Origin of the sequence: Nostoc sp., assembly GCF_036916975.1 — a bacterium.
GTDB lineage: Bacteria > Cyanobacteriota > Cyanobacteriia > Cyanobacteriales > Nostocaceae > Nostoc.
The window spans coordinates 1-15,642 of sequence record NZ_JBALFF010000119.1; the positions used below are offsets into that span (position 1 = coordinate 1).

At 41.2% G+C, this 15,642-nt stretch carries 15 protein-coding genes and 1 pseudogene; 11 read left to right on the forward strand and 5 right to left on the reverse strand.

The genetic code is table 11. From position 1 onward, the window contains the following. Positions 1-193: 193 nt before the first annotated feature. The 4 genes and pseudogenes from dtd to V7K73_RS27495 all read left to right on the forward strand — a co-directional run. Positions 194-499 (forward strand): annotated as a pseudogene (gene dtd / locus V7K73_RS27480) (D-aminoacyl-tRNA deacylase); the annotation flags it as partial. A gap of 104 nt (positions 500-603) precedes the next feature. After that, positions 604-945 (forward strand): photosystem II reaction center protein Psb28, encoded by a 342-nt coding sequence (gene psb28, locus V7K73_RS27485; RefSeq protein WP_334884893.1) that lies wholly within the window; start codon positions 604-606, stop codon positions 943-945. A 172-nt stretch (positions 946-1,117) separates the two neighbouring features. Further along, on the forward strand, positions 1,118-1,618 hold the full coding sequence (locus tag V7K73_RS27490) for a MogA/MoaB family molybdenum cofactor biosynthesis protein (RefSeq protein WP_442936798.1): 501 nt from the start codon (positions 1,118-1,120) through the stop codon (positions 1,616-1,618). A 454-nt stretch (positions 1,619-2,072) separates the two neighbouring features. Next, positions 2,073-3,827 (forward strand): diguanylate cyclase domain-containing protein, encoded by a 1,755-nt coding sequence (locus V7K73_RS27495; RefSeq protein ID WP_334884895.1) that lies wholly within the window; start codon positions 2,073-2,075, stop codon positions 3,825-3,827. 217 nt (positions 3,828-4,044) lie between these two features. On the opposite strand, the gene mraY is transcribed toward V7K73_RS27495, so the two are convergent. Continuing rightward, the gene (gene mraY / locus V7K73_RS27500) at positions 4,045-5,136 is read right to left on the reverse strand and encodes a phospho-N-acetylmuramoyl-pentapeptide-transferase (RefSeq protein WP_334884897.1); all 1,092 of its coding nucleotides are present in this window, start codon (positions 5,134-5,136) and stop codon (positions 4,045-4,047) included. Positions 5,137-5,215: 79 nt separating this feature from the next. After that, a complete protein-coding gene (locus V7K73_RS27505; protein ID WP_334884899.1) occupies positions 5,216-5,455 on the reverse strand; it encodes a DUF3134 domain-containing protein in 240 nt (79 codons plus the stop codon). 242 nt (positions 5,456-5,697) lie between these two features. Here V7K73_RS27505 and V7K73_RS27510 point away from each other — a divergent pair, with 242 nt between their 5' ends. The 4 genes from V7K73_RS27510 to V7K73_RS27525 all read left to right on the forward strand — a co-directional run bounded on the left by V7K73_RS27510 (position 5,698) and on the right by V7K73_RS27525 (position 8,602). Then, entirely contained in the window at positions 5,698-6,282 is a 585-nt protein-coding gene (locus tag V7K73_RS27510) for a PAP/fibrillin family protein (RefSeq protein ID WP_334884901.1), read from the forward strand. A 324-nt stretch (positions 6,283-6,606) separates the two neighbouring features. Further along, positions 6,607-6,822 carry a photosystem I reaction center subunit IV gene (locus V7K73_RS27515; protein ID WP_229451189.1) on the forward strand — a complete coding sequence of 72 codons (216 nt, stop codon included), beginning with the start codon at positions 6,607-6,609 and terminating at the stop codon, positions 6,820-6,822. Between the two features lie 251 nt (positions 6,823-7,073). Continuing rightward, complete coding sequence (locus tag V7K73_RS27520; protein ID WP_334884904.1) at positions 7,074-7,952, forward strand: DNA-formamidopyrimidine glycosylase; 879 nt, start codon at positions 7,074-7,076, stop codon at positions 7,950-7,952. Positions 7,953-8,386: 434 nt separating this feature from the next. Continuing rightward, positions 8,387-8,602 carry an NAD(P)H-quinone oxidoreductase subunit O gene (locus V7K73_RS27525; RefSeq protein WP_118168882.1) on the forward strand — a complete coding sequence of 72 codons (216 nt, stop codon included), beginning with the start codon at positions 8,387-8,389 and terminating at the stop codon, positions 8,600-8,602. Positions 8,603-9,523: 921 nt separating this feature from the next. On the opposite strand, the gene V7K73_RS27530 is transcribed toward V7K73_RS27525, so the two are convergent. Then, positions 9,524-9,877, reverse strand: coding sequence for a translation initiation factor (locus V7K73_RS27530; protein ID WP_334884906.1), 354 nt, complete (start codon positions 9,875-9,877; stop codon positions 9,524-9,526). A gap of 94 nt (positions 9,878-9,971) precedes the next feature. Continuing rightward, a complete protein-coding gene (locus V7K73_RS27535) occupies positions 9,972-10,466 on the reverse strand; it encodes a hypothetical protein (RefSeq protein ID WP_334884908.1) in 495 nt (164 codons plus the stop codon). A gap of 339 nt (positions 10,467-10,805) precedes the next feature. Here V7K73_RS27535 and V7K73_RS27540 point away from each other — a divergent pair, with 339 nt between their 5' ends. From V7K73_RS27540 to V7K73_RS27550, 3 genes are read left to right on the forward strand one after another with little or no spacing between them, the layout of a single operon-like run. Continuing rightward, positions 10,806-11,468, forward strand: coding sequence for a hypothetical protein (locus V7K73_RS27540; protein ID WP_334884910.1), 663 nt, complete (start codon positions 10,806-10,808; stop codon positions 11,466-11,468). Positions 11,469-11,513: 45 nt separating this feature from the next. After that, positions 11,514-13,502 (forward strand): P-loop NTPase fold protein, encoded by a 1,989-nt coding sequence (locus V7K73_RS27545; RefSeq protein WP_334884912.1) that lies wholly within the window; start codon positions 11,514-11,516, stop codon positions 13,500-13,502. Between the two features lie 2 nt (positions 13,503-13,504). Next, positions 13,505-14,971 carry a DUF1802 family protein gene (locus V7K73_RS27550; protein WP_334884914.1) on the forward strand — a complete coding sequence of 489 codons (1,467 nt, stop codon included), beginning with the start codon at positions 13,505-13,507 and terminating at the stop codon, positions 14,969-14,971. Between the two features lie 100 nt (positions 14,972-15,071). Here the strand turns inward: V7K73_RS27550 and V7K73_RS27555 are convergent, their stop codons facing one another. Further along, on the reverse strand, positions 15,072-15,434 hold the full coding sequence (locus V7K73_RS27555; protein ID WP_334884916.1) for an aspartyl protease: 363 nt from the start codon (positions 15,432-15,434) through the stop codon (positions 15,072-15,074). Positions 15,435-15,642 lie beyond the last annotated feature (208 nt).

Here is a 15,642-nt window from a genome sequence, read left to right on the forward strand (position 1 = left end):
GTTAGGAGTTAGGAGTTAGGAGTTAGGAGTTAGGAGTTAGGAGTTAGGAGTTAGGAGTTAGGAGTTAGGAGTTAGGAGTTAGGAGTTAGGAGTTTACTAGTCGTTCCCAGGTTCTACCTGGGAATGAATTTTTAATGGCTCTGCCATCGATTTTGAGCAATGAAAATGAGATAATCAGATAAGGGACTTCCAATTGGAATTACGGCTGTTTCCTGACGAGGAAGGAGACGATCGCTGGCAAAAATCTGTACAAGAAATTGGCGGCGATTTGTTAGTAGTCAGTCAGTTTACCCTTTACGGTGACTGTCGTAAAGGTCGCCGTCCTTCTTTTGACCGTTCAGCCGCTCCCCAATCAGCAGCAGATTTGTATAATCGTTTTGTTAGCAAGCTAAAAGCTAGCGGTTTGCAGGTGGAAACAGGGCAATTTGGTGCAATGATGCAAGTTACAATAGAAAACGATGGCCCAGTAACTTTGTTACTTGAAAAAGAAGCAATTTAAGTATATACCCTATAAAGATGAATAACGGTAGCCTCTAGACCGTGGTGTTCTAATTGATGAGAGAATATTAAATTAACCATCACAAAAGTTTAAATTCAGTCATCATGGCGAAAATCCAGTTTTCTAGAGGTCTTGACGAAGAAGTAACTCCAGAGGTGCGCTTAACGCGATCGCGCACTGGTGACAGTGGCACAGCGACGTTTATTTTTACCAATCCAAAGATTTTAGATCAAGGTAGCACCGAAGATATTACCGGGATGTACCTGATTGACCAAGAAGGAGAGATAATTACCCGTGAAGTTAAAGCTAAATTTATCAACGGGAAACCGGAAGCATTAGAAGCACTTTACGTGATGAAATCTCCCCAAGAATGGGATCGCTTTATGCGCTTTATGGAACGCTATGCTGAAGAAAACGATCTGGGACTGAGCAAAAATCAGGCATAGGGGAGCTGGTGCGTTGCGGAGGTTCCCTCCGTTGTTCGCGCAGCGTAGCGTCTCCCCTTGGGAGAAGCAACTGGCGTCATAGGGCATGGGGCATGGGGAATTGTCATGTTCAATGAGTTCGCCATTTACCATGCCCAATTATCCACGATCAAAAGTTCATGACTGACCTATAATGCTACAACCCCACCCAGACTTGCCTAGAATTACGGTAACTTGTGCTGTGGTTACTGTCAGCGATACACGCACTTTTGAAACAGATAAAAGTGGCCAGCTAATTCAGCAGTTACTCCTTGCTGCTAACCATGCTGTAAAAGCCTACACAATTATCAAAGATGAACCAACACAAATTCAAGAGCAGATAGAAAATCTAGGTAAAAGCTCAAATTTGAATGCTGTAATTTTCAGTGGTGGTACAGGTATTGCACCAAGAGATACTACTTATGATGCCATTGAAAAGTTACTGGAGAAAACCTTACCGGGATTTGGTGAGTTATTCCGTTTTTTAAGTTATCAAGAAATTGGTTCGCGGGCGATCGCTTCTCGCGCTGTTGCTGGTGTTTATCAAAATAAATTAATATTCTCGCTTCCTGGTTCGAGTAATGCTGTGCGACTGGCGATGGAAAAATTGATTTTACCCGAACTGACTCACTTGGTAAGCCAGGTTTCTAATTAGTCATTTGTCATTTGTCAATAGTCATTAGTGTGAAAAATCACGAAAAATTGTGAAAAATTACTAATAACTAATAACTAATAACTTCAATTTACCCCATGTCTAAAGCCATTGGCTTTCCACGGCACAAGGACTTTGGTAAAATGAGCAGCCTTTGAGAAAGTTACTATAAAAGGCAGCATCCCGTCAGGTGCAAAAACTTTGTGTTTGCCCTCATCTTCTAACCCCGAATCCCATCAGATGGGATTCGGGGAACTAGAATTATGTCTCCCCTCTCCCATTGTTGGGAGAGGGGTTGGGGGTGAGGGAAAAGATTTAAGCACTCATTGGAATGCTCCCCTATAAAAAGTTTTGTAAAACTAAGTCATGAAGAACTGAAATCATCCTTTCTCTAGTTACATTTGGAGCCTACCCAAAATTATAGTTAAACGAATGAAATGTTAATATCAGGTCAGTAATGGAGCCTATTTACTGGAATTGCATAATTGCTCACGGCATCACTGCATTTTCATCCTTTGGCATCCCTATAGTAATAGGGGTTTTCTTTGCCAAAACTAAAGTAACCATCTCTTCTAAGTTTTGGCTAGCCTTTTTCTTATCAGGTGCATTCGTACTATTTTGCGGATTTGACCACTTTCTGGCGATGTTTGAGTCACAGATGGCAGTGTCGCTGCTGCACTTAGGTGTACTTGATATAATGGCGTTTATTTCGTTGTGTGCCTTACTCTACCTGATGCCAACCACTTATCAAATTATAGAAGCGATCGCCAAATCTCAAGAAGATACCCGCGAACTTCAACGCAGCCAGCAGATGCAACGGCTATTTTTAGATCAAGGCCCGTTTCTAGCCTATATCAAAGATGAGCAATCTAGAATGCTCTACTATAACCAGGAGTTACAGTCTAGATTTTCAGTAACTGCACAAGAATGGTTGGGGAAAACGGATAGTCAATTCTTGACAGATCCAGAAGAGGCGCGGCGGGTAATTGAAAACGATCAAATGGTTTTGAAGACTGTACGCCCCTTGAAGCTGATTGAACAGGTAAAGACATCTGCTGATGATCAGGCGTGCTACTGGCTATCCTTTAAGTTTCCGTTTAGCGATTACGCAACAGGCGATCGCCGCATCGGTGGGATTAGTTTTGATATTACAGAATCTATAGAAGCACAGCGATCGCTCACCGATCTAAATCGGCAGCTAGAAGAAAAAACACTGAAATTAGAGGCAAAAAAACAGGAACTGATATATCTCTCAGATATGGCGGATATGCTTTATTGCTGCGAATCTGAAGATGAGGTGTATCAAGTAGTCGCTTTAACCTGTTCAAAGCTGTTTCCTAATATGAGTGGTTGTATCTATATAATTGCTAATTCCAAAAGTTATGTTCAGATGAATAGTTTTTGGGGAGATAAAAAAAACAGTAAAGAAATATTTTCCCAATCTGATTGTTGGGCATTGCGGAGAGGAAAATTAAACCTTTTATCGCCTCATAATTCTGGACTAATATGCAATCACTTAATAGAGCCTATTAGCGGCACACATTTATGTGTTCCATTGTTTGGACAAGGCGAAGTAATTGGGATTTTACACATCTATACGCTTGAAGAAATTAGTCCAGAAGATCAACAAATTACTGAGATCATTGCTAGAACCTTAGCCATTGCACTAAACAATCTCTCGATAAAAAAACGTCTAACCTATGATAACTTGCGGGATGGGATGACCCAACTATTCAATCATAACTATATGCAAACTATAACGGAACAGAGACTAGCAGAGGCTGAACGATCGGGAGAACCTCTTAGTGTTATTTTCCTTGATATCGATAACTTCAAATCTTACAACTCGCGCTATGGGCATTTGACTGCCAACATTGTTCTCCAGGGATTAGCAAAACTGCTGTTAAAATCTATTCGCTCCTTTGATATTGCTTGCAGATGGGGTGGTGAAGAATTTGTGATTGTCATGCCTAATATGACACTGGAAAACCTTAGGAAGCGAGTAGAACAACTCAGGATAGATGTTGAACAAATGCAATTGAAGGACGGCGATCGCATTCTCCAAGGCATTACCGCTTCTTTTGGAATAGCTGTATCAGAACCAGGGATTACAGTTAAAGATTTTCTGAATCGGGCAAATCAAGCGATGCTGGAAGCAAAGCGAACAGGGAAGAATCGGGTTATAGAGTATGTAAATACATATAATTCGTAATTCGTAATTCGTAATTCAATACGATTTGACCTAGACTGAGTTTCCCCAACATAGGCATAACCGTCTGCATAGGCGTTTTGAATTCCCTAACGGCTTTGGTGACTGCTATAATTCATAAATAAAAAAACAACTCCCTGAAAAAGCGGAAGTTGTCATTATGGATTCGAGCAGCTTTTCAAAAGATTCAGAATGGAGCGATGCCTGCGGCGGGCTTCGCCTACGCCAAACAGATGGCAGCCAAAATAACACCGATGACATAAAATACTCCAACCACTTGCAATTCTGACCAGCCAGTGAGTTCTAAATGATGGTGTAAGGGTGCCATTTTAAAGAGGCGCTTGCCTTTGCCATCGGGTCCCTTGGTGGCTTTGTAATAACTTACCTGTGCCATCACCGAAAGGGTTTCTACGAAGAAGATACCACTGAGAATGAACAGAGCTACTAGGGTGTTTGTCAATAGGGCTACAGCCGCTAAAGCTCCTCCCAGTGCTAAAGAACCGGTATCTCCCATGAAAACGCGGGCTGGGTTACGGTTATGGGCTAAGAAACCTAAGCAGCCGCCACTTAAAGCCGCACAGAAAACCATCAACCCAGGTGCTGTAGGTGCGACTATAGCACCTAATGCCAAAAGTGCGATCGCTACTGTTCCTGCTGCTAATCCATCAATGCCATCTGTTAAATTAGTCGCATTACTTTCTGCAACTAGCACAAAACCGGCTATTGGCCAAAATAGGAATCCTAAAGGAACTGTAAAGCTCACCCAAGGCAAAGCAATATTTGTAATATTAGAAGGTTGATTAAACGCCAGCCATAGACAAAACACTGCCGCAAAACTCACCTGTAAAGCCAGTTTCGTTCCGGGAGATATACCTTTATTTGATTTACGGCGGAGAATTTCCCAATCGTCGAGCCAGCCAACCAATCCGTAGCTGAGTGTCAATGCCGAAACTGCAAGCACCTCTTTAGTAAAGTTAGATAATATACAAGCAAGTAGCACAGATACAGGGATAAAAAATATACCTCCCATTGTTGGCGTGCCTGCCTTTTTTAGATGGGCTTGGGGGCCATCTTCACGAATTATTTGTCCAGTTTTGAGCGCTTGAAGTAGGGGTATTACCCAATAACCCACAGCACCCGAACCCAACGCACACAACACTAGTGGCAGGGTTAAGGACATACTTTGCCACGGTAGCCTATTGGCCATCGAATCCAATAAAAATGCTGTTGTAGCTAGCCCTACGCTTAATAAAGAGGCTAGAGCGATTCCAGAAATATTTAAACCTTGCTCAGGAGATAATTTAGCGTCCACAGAAGTTTCCCTTCACTCCACACTTATAAAATTCAATATCAGCAACTAGGGATACAACCAAGTCCCTAGCCTGAAAAGGCTAATCCTCGGCGATTCCTATATCATCGTCATCATCATCAAGGTCGTAGCCAATCCCATCTTCTACACCCATTAGGGAGTCTATTTCTACTTCGTCATCTTGAAAATCCGGTTTGTGAATGTCACGCGCGATGATCCGACCGTTGGTTTGCAACCAGTCCAACACAGAGGACTCTAGCTTTAAGGGGATGACATCGGCTCGCTGATTACGAGGTACTTCACGCAATGGAGAGTTCAACATATCGAAAAGGACAAGAAAAGGTTTACGTAAGTTGACATTTAGAGTCTATCACTTGGCACGGATTAATTTAGTTATCTTTTCAACGCTTTAGTTGATAAATCCGCATTCCGATAGAAATTTTTTATTTGATAGGCGTATAGCTTACGCAAAGCGTTTATTTAGTAATTTTTATAGCTCTACATATATGTGATGAATATCTTGTTTATGCTGATGGAAAGGACTGATTTTTGAGGTAACAGGCGATGATCCAAAAAGTGGCTCTAATAGATGCGATCGCACTTACTAATCGCGGTCTACTGGCGACCCAAGCACAGAAGCAGGTTATCTTAGCAGCGATCGCCAATTTAGAAGATTTTAATCCTACACCCCGTCCAGTAGAAGCTAGTAATTTGCTTGATGGCAATTGGCGATTACTATACACCAATAGCAAGGCTCTTTTAAACTTAGATGGTCTACCTTTGTGCAAACTGGGTGAGATATATCAGTGTATCCGGGTTGATACTGCCAGTGTTTACAACATAGCTGAGATTTATGGCTTACCTTATTTGGAAGGATTAGTCAGCGTTGCTGCTAAATTTGAGCCAGTTTCAGATCGGCGTGTCCAAGTAAAATTTGAGCGGTCTATTATCGGCTTACAACGTTTAATAGAATACAATTCTCCGGTAACTTTTATCCAACAAATTGAAGCAGGTAGAAAATTTCCGGCAATTGATTTTGTAATCAAGAGTGATAAACAGCAAGGCTGGTTAGATATCACCTATATAGATAACGACCTGCGGATTGGCAGAGGTAACGAGGGAAGTGTGTTTGTCTTAACTAAAACATAAGCTTCTACAAAATAAACGCTTGCGAACGAAGGTACGCTATAACGTGTGCCTTGTCAAGTAGGGTATTATACCGTTTTTTGGGAGTGGGGAGTGGGGAGTGGGCGAGGTGAGGGAGATGAGGGAGGTGAGCGAGGTGAGGGAGAAAGAATAATTAATATTCAATTCCCAATTCCCAATTCCCAATTCCCAATTCCCAATTCCCCATTCCCCACTCCCAATTCAGACAAATAACTTAACAAAGACTCTTGCTGCTACCTTCAGGTTGTAGAGTGAAATCAATTAGCCCTCTAGATTGGCGATTGATAACTAAAAGGGAAAATAATCATGGTTCAACGTGGTTCTAAAGTACGTATTCTCCGCCCTGAATCCTACTGGTTTCAGGATTTAGGAACTGTGGCTTCCATTGACCAAAGCGGTATCAAATACCCAGTAATTGTCCGCTTTGACAAGGTAAATTACTCTGGTATCAATACCAACAACTTTGCCCAGGATGAATTAGTCGAGGTTGAAGCACCAAAGGCTAAAGCACCGAAAAAATAGCAGCAAAGCTACAAGGGGGTTGTTTGATGCGATGATGAAGGATAGTCTTAAGTCTGAAGTATGAAGTCTGAAAATTTCAGTTCATTCATCTTTGAGCCAAGCCTACCCTAATCTATGAGAAGCTGCCCTGCGGGTATTTACGGTTTCTCTTGGTTAGTAATACGAGCCATCTACGGATGGGTAAGTTACTACTCCATCTCTTCTTTATTCAACGCCCAAGTACATAAAAATTGCTTGCTTAATCAGTTTGAATGCCTGAACTGCCTGAAGTTGAAACAGTCCGAAGGGGCCTAAATCAATTGACCCTTAACCAAGAAATTACGGGTGGAGATGTGTTGCTCGATCGCAGCATCGCCTACCCGTTTTCTGTTGGTGAGTTTGTTGATGGAATTGAAAAGAATGCGATCGCTACTTGGCATCGTCGCGGTAAATATCTCCTAGCCACACTCTCCCCCCCTTCCCCCTCATCCCCCTCATCCTCAATAGGCTGGCTAGGGGTTCATTTGCGAATGACCGGTCAACTACTATGGCTGCATCGAGATGAACCATTACATAAGCACACGCGGGTTAGATTATTCTTTGGGGAACACCAGGAATTACGGTTTGTCGATCAGCGTACCTTCGGTAAAATTTGGTGGGTTCCGCCTGGTGTTGCTGTAGAAAGTATTATGACTGGTTTGGCAACACTGGCAGCAGATCCATTTTCACCCGAATTCACTGTTGAATATCTAGCTCTCAAACTCCAAAACCGCCGCCGTCCGATTAAGACTGCACTACTCGATCAATCGGTAGTGGCGGGATTAGGTAATATTTATGCCGATGAAGCCCTGTTTAAGAGTGGAATTTTACCTGAAACCTTGTGTATAGATTTGCAGCTAAAGCAAATTGAACGTTTGCGAACAGCCATAATTCAAGTTTTAGAAACCAGCATTGAGGCTGGCGGTACTACTTTTAGTAATTTCTTAAGTGTTAAGGGTGTCAATGGCAATTATGGTGGTGTTGCCTGGGTTTATAACCGCGCTGGAGAACCCTGTCGAGTTTGTGACACTCCAATTATGCGAATTAGGTTAGCTGGGCGATCTAGTCACTTTTGCCCACAGTGTCAAACGGTACGGGGAGTTAGGAGTTAGGAGTTAGGAGTTAGGAGTTAGGAGTTGGGAGTTGGGAGTTAGGAGTTAGGAGTTTGGAGTTTGGAGTTTGGAGTTAGGAGTTAGGAGTTAGGAGTTTGGAGTTTGGAGTTTGGAGTTTGGAGTTTGGAGTTTGGAGTTTGGAGTTAGGAGTTAGGAGTTAGGAGTTTGGAGTTAGGAGTTAGGAGTTTGGAGTTTGGAGTTAGGAGTTTGGAGTTTGGAATTTGCTCCCCTCTCCCATTTTTGGGAGAGGGGCTGGGGGTGAGGGCAAAACTCATACACTCAGAAGATTTCATCAAAAGGTTGACACCAATGGCGACATCTCACAAAATCGCATTGCTCCCATTTATTTGTCGGAAGTCCCTTACAGGATTTTTTATCTCGGAAGTCTTTTAAAATGCGGATAAGTCTAATCTATAAATTTGAGAGGGGAATTCATGGCAGTCAAAAAGGGAGATATGGTTCGCGCTATCCGCGAAAAACTGGAAAACAGTCTGGAAGCAAAAGCCAGTGATACTCGCTTTCCTTCTTATTTGTTTGACAGCAAGGGCGAAATTGTAGATATCAAAGGTGATTACGCCCTAATTAAGTTCGGGAAAGTGCCAACGCCAAATGTTTGGTTACGTGTGGATCAGCTTGAAGAGTTTAAATAATAAAAGATAACAACCCCACCCCGCCAAAGCTATGCTTTGTCTCCCCTCCCCGATCTTCCAGAGGGGTTGGGGGTGGAGTGTTAGGAACGTGGATTAAATAAAATACAAAACTTCATCAATTATCTAGCTTCCCTCTCCAATATATCGGAGAGGGATTGAGGGTGAGGTAATTTAGGGATATAAATTGTATGTTATTTAATTCTTGTTCCTTAACCCTCTTTTGTCACTCTCGGAAAACAATAATCTCAGCCAAATTCTGAGACTTTGATTTAATCCAGGTTTGAGGCTTTATTTTCTAACAGAAACTAAAATTTATAGACAAAAGGTAGAAATTAAAGCCCTGTAACCGTTTGAGCGATTGGATTCTCCCAAAGTGACAAAAGAGGGTTAAGGACTTGTGCAACAGGTCTAATTTAAAAGTCAGCATTAAAGTGTTTTGGAATTAAATCTCACCGATCGCCAAAGAGAGGGTTTGCATACTTACGGCTCAATCTGTGCGTAAAAGTATTGAGCGATCGCAGCAAATTTTGGATAACAACAAGTGAGCAAATAATTCGTAATGCTTAATAAAGAAACCTCTAAGAGGTTTTACTACGTAAAACCGTCCCTCTCCGAGTCGGAGAGGGAAAGACTTGAACTTTAGTTCAAGGCAGGGAGAGGTTCTCATATTTTAATTGTCAGATTGTTTGACTTTTTCACAATCTTGAAATAACTGCAAAAACAAAAGGCAGTAAGTTCAAATCCTTCTGCCTTATTTGTTAGTTACTCCAAAATTTATCACCCTTTAAAAAGCAATATTACAACACTAGTAGTCTGTCTCATTAAATTAGTAAGCACAAAGAGTGCTTAAAAATCCAGGGCTAAAGTCCTGAGTACGAACTTGTTCACCCCTAACTAATAGGACAGACCACAAGTTTGGCGTTAACGGCGGTAATCCTCATCTGCGGGGTCGCCGTAGGGATCTTCGCTGGCTGGACGGACGTTACCAAATTCCCCTTGATCTGCGGGGTCGCCGTAGGGGTCTTCACTGGCTGGACGTACATTACCGTAAGAAGATATATCTGCGGGGTCGCCGTAGGGGTCTTGACTGGCTGGAATCACGTTGCCGTAAGATGCCACGTCTGCGGGGTCGCCGTAGGGGTCTTCGCTGGCTGGGCGGACATTGCGATCGCCTACGGCGGGGCGTAGCCCATCGCGGAATTCGGCATCTTCAGCTTGATCGCCGTTCGACCCTAAGAGCAAATCCTTCGCTTTTCGGAAAAATTCATTTACCATAATCTGTCTCCTGATTTAAGTTCGTGTTTCCGACGTGCGCGAAAGGCGTTATCCTCCGGGAAACCCGCTTTCTTATTTACACACGCTTTGCTATCTAAAGTGCTGGAGCTGCGGATGAAGTTATGCCAGTTAGATCGCGACCTGAAGTATTCCCGTTATAGCCTTGGAATTGCCGATATTGTTGTGCTTCAGATTCTGGGACTCGAATTCCTTCTGATGGTGGAGTTACCCAGTGAGCGCGATTTTCAGCATCGCGGTAGTATACACGCCCGTTCTTGGAAAGATAGTACTTACCTTGCGCTCCTTCTTTTGCAGCATTCTTATGTTGGTTGTACATGTAGTAAAGTGCCGCAGCTCCCGCCAAAAGCGCCACTTTTTGCCCCGTACCCAATCCTTTCTTAGCTTCGGTTTGGCTTGTAGCCTTGCGATCGCTCACTGTTCTACCAACGGTATCATCAACAGGTGGTGGCACATTAGCGCTTTTGGAACCACCTCCGCAGCTACTCAGCAAGGGTACGGTTAGCAATGCCGAAAGCAGCACTGCAAATAGACGCGAAACTATTTTACGTTCTTTATATATTGTGTTCATCGGATTTCATCATCACCTGTATTTGCTAAAAGCCTTGCTGTTGCAAAAACAAAGTTGAAATTCCTGTTATTTCGCGTGGAATTGAAAAAACATCTACAACTCAATTTACAACTGCACAGCTACAGCGTTTCACTGTAATGATCATCCATTTTATCAAGTATTACATCCTGCCTTCGAGAGAAACTGCATTCATCCTAAGGAAATATATTGTTGATTTTTTGATTAATCAATTTAGCTCAAACGCCAAAATATTCAGCAATTTCTCGGTTATGTTTTCGGGGTAAATAAATTAAAAATATACAGTTACTATGATGATATTTGTCAAAAAGTACACTCAATATGACATCACAAAATACAGCCCAAACTAGAACTCGTCTCCTTTTGGCTTTGTGGGATTTGGGAGGAACGCAGCTGGAAGTTAAGAAGGGTCAACTCACTAAGCGAATTGTATCCAAAAGCCAGAAGGTAGCAGATTATCAGGGTTCACTTGAAGAATTACAGAATCAGGGTGCGATCGCAATCTCCAAAAAAGGATACTCTCTGATATCTACCAAGGGTTTAGAGGTGTTGGGTGAGGGTTTGAGAAGTTCTGATTTTAAGTTTGAAGGGACGATTGTCGGTACTTGGGCGGCGAATGCGCTGGTGAAGTGGATTAGTCAGATTGATGTTGCGGTAACTGGTGCAGATGTACCAGTTAATGGGGTTAAGGGTGGGGCGATCGCATCTTACGACGAGTTTAAGTCGGTGGCTTTGGAAGTCTACGACAAGCTGAACTATGAGTACAACTTTAATAATCTGGTACCAATTTACCGCATTAGAAGAGGAATTGGCGATCGCGTGAGTCGTACAGAGTTCAGTGAGTGGTTGCTGGAAATGCAAGAAAAAGATGTTTTGCAGCTGATGGCAGGAGAAATGCGAGATATCACCCCAGACAAGCGTGATGATTCAATAACAATTCCTGGTGGTGGATTGCGTTACTACACCAAGCTTTTAAATACCTAAATTTCTCTGAATCATTGTATAGCTTTTTACTCAAACAAAATTACTATGGACAGTTCACCCGTCTCTCCAACAGAAGCCCTTAACGCCGCGATCAGAAGTCATAATCCATTTATCAACGCTGGCATAGTCAAAGAACAAGATGTATGGGGGAAGGGATTCCCCGATGTACCAACTTTAAATGCTCACGCTTCTAATGCAGTTTTTCAGGCAATTGATCTGGTGCGTACTAGCCAATCTACTCAAGAGAAAGTGACATCAATTGCTATAACAGCTCAACAGGGTGTGGGTAAAACTCACATCCTTAGTCGCATTCGCCATCGATTGAAAACCGATGGAACTGCTCTGTTCATTTATGCAGGTGTTAACAACTATACAGATTTAAACCTAGTTAAATACCAGTTCCAGCAAACTTTGGCAGATAGTCTCAGTAACACTGGTAGTCAAGGCGTGATGCAGTGGCAAGAAGTGGCGGCGGCGATGGCAAATGAAGGATTTAAAGCTATCGATTCTAATTTTCCAAGTCTTTTTTCCCAGGTACTAGTTGAAAGATTTGATAAAGTATGTTCAAGCTGGTCAGCTAAAAACAAAAATTTGATGGATAGGCTGACCAAAGAAGTTCTCAAAACAAAACCAAATGCAGATCCCTATATTGTCAGGGCTATTTTGTGGACGCTTTCAGAAACTCAAGCATCTTTTGCAATTAAATGGTTATCTGGTGATGAATTAGCAACCTTTAATGCTCAGGAATTAGGATTACCCAATCCCAGCAAAGCTAGTCAGAATAAGGAATCTGAAGCACTCAAAAATATTCAGCAAATCCTGAATTTGGTGAATTACTATAACCCAGTTGTCATCTGTTTTGATGAAATAGATGTAGAAAACAATTGCAGTGATGATGGCTTAACAACTCCACAGGTAATTGCTGATTTAGTGAAGCGTCTACATGATACTCTCGAACCATCTGCACTTGGTCGAGGTCTTGTTATTCTGACAGTTATGTTGCCTGATACGTGGACAAATAAGGTGGATTTGATGCCTGGTGGTACACCTGATCGAGTTTCAAAATATACGCAAAGAAAACCAATAGATTTAAAAACTCTTGGTAGCGATTCTATGGTTGATTTAGTCACACTTTGGTTAAAAGACTTTTATGAAGGAAAACACTTAAAACCTCATCATCCACTTTATCCATTTGAAGAAAGTGAACTAAGAAAATATGGGAAGAACGGACTAACCGTAAGGGAAGCTTTGAAATGGTGTGCTGAAAATTTTAAGGTTGAGGAAGAAATATTACCACCAGACCCATTGCAAAGATTTTACTTGGCTTTAGAAAGAGAAAGTAAGGTAGATAATGGAGATTATCTAGATGAGAAAAATAATTCTTTAATCATCAATGCTTTACGTTTTGGCTTTCAGAGTTTGAAAGGTCAGACATTAGAATGTGAAACTTCCACAGGTGAAAAGCTAGAGGAATTAACAATCGAAGATATTATTGATGTTGAGCCAAGGTCAAAAAATCAGGGTTGGATAAACTTTAAAGTAATTGGCAAAGAAAAAAACAAAGGTTTCAAAATTGGTGTTTCTGTTCTGCAATTCTTACATGGGAGAGCAGTAGGAGCAGGAATGTGGCGTTTAATTGAATATGAAACATTCGATCTAACGCGAGGTTGTTTAGTTCGTTCTAAAGCAAATAAAATTCCAAAAAATTGGGATTCTTATAGTCATCTCAAAAAACTTGTAGAAGAACTTGGTGGAGAACATGTGGATCTAAAAACTGAGGAAATCGGACCGTTAATTTACTTTGATGCTGTTTATCAGAAACGTGAAATTTATGAGCTAACCGAAGAACAAGTTATAGAATTTTCCCGGATGTTTACTCGTCAAAATTCTCTACTTCTAGAAATTTTAAGTGATCCTTCTGGTCATATCGATGACGATACTATTGAGGGAGAAGAATTATTAAACGACTTCCTTAACCCATCTATTATGGAAAATACAGACGACTTAGAGGATCTGAGTGAGTTGTTAAATTAAACATGAGTGAATCAGTTGTCCTTGACACAGCCTTATGTTTACCAGCTTCTGAGATTGAAGCGTTAATACAAGGGCGAATGATTGCAATAATGCCTCGAACATTCATTAATTCGGGGCGGCAATTTGCCCTTTATCCAATCGATATATCAATTAACTTACAATCCTATGAGGAGTACTATCGCCCAAGTTTTTTGTCCATTGCTCAAACAGTTTTAGCCCAGCAAGCTTGTGAAAAGGTTGTGGTTAAAGCTTGGGCTAGGTGTGAAGGGTGCATTTTGCATCCTCCTGAATCCTTGGATAGTTTGTCACTATTAACAGTCTGGACAAAAGAAGCATTACAGCAAACTCTTGGGCAACGACCTCATCTTGTTCTGGCTTACCTACGTGTTTATCTCCTACCTCAATCGCTTGAGATTCTTTTGCAATCCCAAAATCCTCAGTTTCGGCCTTTAAACTCTTCGCTGATCGTTTCTGAAGCTAATCCAGTATTAAACGATCGCACCTTCGCCCAACGCAAACACCAGCTAGAAAAACTAGAACCCTCACTGCATCCTGAATTAGAAGAATTGCAGAGTGCGATCGCATCCTTAACCATTAGCCAACCAGCAGCTAAACAATTAGACGACGATATCAAAGTATTTTTGGGTTGGAGTAGTGAGAAGCTAATTAAGCAACCCGATGCAAATTTAGCTTGGATAAATGATATCGCAAAATTAGGCGATCGCAGCATAGAGCAAGATGAGGGTAAAAGCAACTACCAAGCTGGTACAGACTTTGAAAATATCGCACGCCGTAGCCTTGATTTTTTAGGATTCAAAGTTGAAGAAAACTACAAAGGTGGTGCAGGTGGCTTAGACTTATTTTGCTCACAACCTTATCCTCTTGTTTGCGAATGTAAAGCAGGTAAAAGCATTCCTGATCGTGCAGTAGAAGAATTAGATAGGATTGGTAAAAGGCATCTTAAAGAAAATTATCTTCAAGCTACGCGATTGATTATTGGCCCAGGTCAACCAACTAAAAATCTGAAAGAATCTGCTCAGATATCTAAAATTAGTATTATAAATGTAATGACTCTACAAAAACTAGTTGAATTTAAAGCAAAATATCCAGGTGCTATTAATTTAGTCGAATTAAAGCAATATCTAGAATTTGGGCAAATTGACTATAAAATTGATGAATATATTGATAAAGCTGAGAGACAGATTAAATTGCGATCGCAGATTATTACAGCAGTCAAAGAACTCTCTGAACAAGATAACGAAACTTTAAAAGCTACACATTATAGTTTCACAGTTACAGAAATTCGTGTTCATTATAATGTTACTCATAAACCTAAGCTCATTGATGAAGCTGTTCACGATTTACTGATAGAACTTTCTTCACCCTTAACAGGCTATTTAGGACGAATAAAAGGCAATGATTGGAATAGCGATCGCTTTTACTTTCTGCGCGATTTACCTACTAACTAAAAATAATACAATATATCTCTTTTCTTACCTCTGCGTTCTCTGCGCCTCTGCGGTTCGTTTAAAAATAGCTTAAGTGCGTAGTCAGCCGTAGGCATCGCAATTATCCCAAAGTTAATATACCAGCCTGATAATTCACTACCAACGGCAGAATTTTTAGCCACTCGGAAGCTAACAAAACTTCTATAATTTCGTCACCTGCAAAAACTGGAATCTCATACTCCTGTGTATTCAACTGCACCTTACCTAAATACAAATCAAAAATTTGTTCACCCTGTGCCGTTCGTAATTCTTGACCACGAATAAATTGCCAGTCAAAACCATCTAAATCTTGTTTATTAATAGCTAAAAAGCCTGAAAAGCCAGTATCTAACATAGTATCCACAGGCAACTTTAATCCATCAGATGTAATCAAATCGATTTCAAAAAATAGCTGCCCATTGCTGCCAAAAGACCCCTGTATCATATTGTGCCAGTGGCTCCAGTCTCATTCAAACAAAACATACAATGTATAGCATTTGGGTGCTTAATGCGTGCCTTATGGCTAGCTATTTCTATATCTTCATCATTGACAGCTTTAACTTTATCTGTTCTAAAAAGATTCTACCTCGACGTGCAGGTTGTTTTGCAGTTGATTCAGTCATAGTAATTAGCCCTATTTCTTAATACTGCCT

Bases quoted from the DNA above. Each gene is read 5' to 3' on its own strand.
- V7K73_RS27540 (WP_334884910.1), top strand. From the start codon at position 10,806: ATGACATCACAAAATACAGCCCAAACTAGAACTCGTCTCCTTTTGGCT.
- V7K73_RS27535 (WP_334884908.1), bottom strand. From the start codon at position 10,466: ATGAACACAATATATAAAGAACGTAAAATAGTTTCGCGTCTATTTGCA.
- V7K73_RS27495 (WP_334884895.1), top strand. From the start codon at position 2,073: ATGGAGCCTATTTACTGGAATTGCATAATTGCTCACGGCATCACTGCA.
- V7K73_RS27525 (WP_118168882.1), top strand. From the start codon at position 8,387: ATGGCAGTCAAAAAGGGAGATATGGTTCGCGCTATCCGCGAAAAACTG.
- V7K73_RS27555 (WP_334884916.1), bottom strand. From the start codon at position 15,434: ATGATACAGGGGTCTTTTGGCAGCAATGGGCAGCTATTTTTTGAAATC.
- V7K73_RS27545 (WP_334884912.1), top strand. From the start codon at position 11,514: ATGGACAGTTCACCCGTCTCTCCAACAGAAGCCCTTAACGCCGCGATC.
- V7K73_RS27520 (WP_334884904.1), top strand. From the start codon at position 7,074: ATGCCTGAACTGCCTGAAGTTGAAACAGTCCGAAGGGGCCTAAATCAA.
- V7K73_RS27515 (WP_229451189.1), top strand. From the start codon at position 6,607: ATGGTTCAACGTGGTTCTAAAGTACGTATTCTCCGCCCTGAATCCTAC.
- V7K73_RS27550 (WP_334884914.1), top strand. From the start codon at position 13,505: ATGAGTGAATCAGTTGTCCTTGACACAGCCTTATGTTTACCAGCTTCT.
- V7K73_RS27510 (WP_334884901.1), top strand. From the start codon at position 5,698: ATGATCCAAAAAGTGGCTCTAATAGATGCGATCGCACTTACTAATCGC.
- V7K73_RS27505 (WP_334884899.1), bottom strand. From the start codon at position 5,455: ATGTTGAACTCTCCATTGCGTGAAGTACCTCGTAATCAGCGAGCCGAT.
- psb28 (WP_334884893.1), top strand. From the start codon at position 604: ATGGCGAAAATCCAGTTTTCTAGAGGTCTTGACGAAGAAGTAACTCCA.
- V7K73_RS27490 (WP_442936798.1), top strand. From the start codon at position 1,118: ATGCTACAACCCCACCCAGACTTGCCTAGAATTACGGTAACTTGTGCT.
- V7K73_RS27530 (WP_334884906.1), bottom strand. From the start codon at position 9,877: ATGGTAAATGAATTTTTCCGAAAAGCGAAGGATTTGCTCTTAGGGTCG.